Source organism: Nocardia sp. NPDC101769 (genome assembly GCF_044766925.1).
Classification (GTDB): domain Bacteria; phylum Actinomycetota; class Actinomycetes; order Mycobacteriales; family Mycobacteriaceae; genus Nocardia.
Map to the genome: position 1 here is coordinate 1 of NZ_JBIWMX010000123.1, position 2,059 is coordinate 2,059.

The window sequence follows — 2,059 nt, forward strand, 5'->3', positions numbered from 1 at the left end:
AGTCGCATCCGATGCGAGAATCTCGCGCCAGATGCGACTGTCGGTGAAACCGCAGGTAGCTGGGCTGAATCCGTCCATCGAAGTATCTGGTCGGCATACTCTCTGAACGCCCGCTGTGTCGCCGGGTTCCGTTGGCCTCGAGCACCTTAGACCCCCGAAGCACGGCTGGCGGAGAGACAGTCGCGAGTTCGCATCCGCTGTAATTGGCGGCAGTTGTAGTAATCGTGCAGAAAACAACGACAATGGCTTGACCAGGGGTTCCGGTAGTAAATGGGGGTTCGGGATCGGTGCCGATGGGCGGATATATGTCCTGATCGGCTACCGCATCCATTGCGGCCCTGGTCGATCGGGCCATCGGTGCCGTGGAAACCTGCGACCACGACTTCTTCGCCCCGCTCGGGGACCGCCCCTCCGGTTTCACCGCGGCACTGCGTCGACTCCGCGACCGCGAGCACGGCTGAGCAGGCCGCTCTCCCAGAGCAGCGGCCACAGCACCAGGACGGCCACGCCACACACCACCGGCAGCGCACCGAGATGGGACGCGAACGCGCCCAGTACCAGAGCCAGGATCGAACAGGGCACAGGCCAGGCCAGCGCCCAACGCCATCCCGCCGCGCTGCAGACACCGCTCACACCGACCACGATGAAATAGGTTGCGGCGCCGCCGCACAGCGCCCAGCCCACCCCCGTCGCGAGATGGCCGTGCGGATGATCCAGAGCCAGGCCGAGACCCGCGGCGAGGGCGGCTATCCCACCCGTGACACCGCAGTGGGTGAGCATGATGCGCTGCCACGGTTCGTCCGCCGCGGCCACCGTGTCGGTCATCAGTTGCGGGATGAAGCCGTACAGCAGTGTCAGCGCCCAGAGTCCGGCCAGGATGACGAAGGACGCGAAGGCCAGTCCCAGCACCCCCGTGTTCCACCGCACACCGCCCAGCGCGGCGATGATCGCGATGACGCCCTCGCCGAGCACGATGATCACGTACAGACCGAGTCGTTCACCGAGATGGGCCGGATCCGCGTGCACCGCCTCGATCACCGGCACCCGATCGGGATCGAAACGCGGACTCCGCTCTATCCGCCTCAACCGGGCCCGCAGGTTCTTGCGCGCCTCGGCCAGCATCTTGTCGCCGGAGATCGCGAACATCACGTACAGGTCCAGCGCCAGGCCCAGCACCCACAGCCAGAACTTCCCGGGCTCGCCCACCCACAGCGACACGATCCACGGATACACGCCGACGGTGAGCTGTACCGTCGGCCAGTCGACCACGAACTTGCCGCGGCCCCACAGATGTTCGGCGCCCAGCCGCACCAGCACATAGACCGCCGCGAACGTGGTGGCGTGCCGTTCGGGAATGCCGGGCACGGCCGCCGCCATCAGGCCCAGGCCCAGCATGGCCGCCAGCATCAGGGCCACCCTGGCCTGGTCACGAGCGATGTTGCCGTACAGCGTGATACACGCCCACACCATCCAGAACGCCAGGTACAGCACCACATACAGACCCAGATCGCCCAGTGACGGACCCCGGTGCAGCAGGTGTGTGAGCTGACCGATGCCCGCCACCGCGACCAGGTCGAAGAACAATTCCATCCAGCTCGCGTGCCGCTCGGGCGTCCCGTTGCCCGCATCCGCCGGCTCGCTTCCGCCTGTCCCAGGAGTCTCATTGACCACGCCCGCACGGTAACCGCCCGGCCCGGCCCGTGCCCGGTTCGGGTGCTCACCGACAGGTTGCCGCCGGGCGGTCGGTGTCGGCCGGAGACACTCCGCCGGGCCGCGGCCGCGGCCCGGCGTCACGAACGCAACATCGGCAGGAGTGAGCGTGAAGTACCGGAACAACTCGTCGCGACTGATATCCGGGAACTCCGCAGCCGCTCCAACTCCTGCATCCGCGAACACCCGTGTCGCCACGAAACCTAACCTCCAGCAAACCGATTGACCTCATCGGCAGCCAAGCCAAGCACCAAGGTCAAGTCCCGGGGAGTGGTGTAGCTGGGGTGGTCACCGCGTGATCCGAAATATCGGTCAGGCGGTGAGTTCTGCTGGTGCGGTCTCCTCCTGT

At 66.5% G+C, this 2,059-nt stretch carries 1 protein-coding gene; it reads right to left on the reverse strand.

The features are described 5' to 3' along the window. Nucleotides 1-417 precede the first annotated feature (417 nt). Nucleotides 418-1,671 (reverse strand): low temperature requirement protein A, encoded by a 1,254-nt coding sequence (locus ACIRRA_RS45850; protein WP_402782402.1) that lies wholly within the window; start codon nucleotides 1,669-1,671, stop codon nucleotides 418-420. Nucleotides 1,672-2,059: the final 388 nt, after the last annotated feature.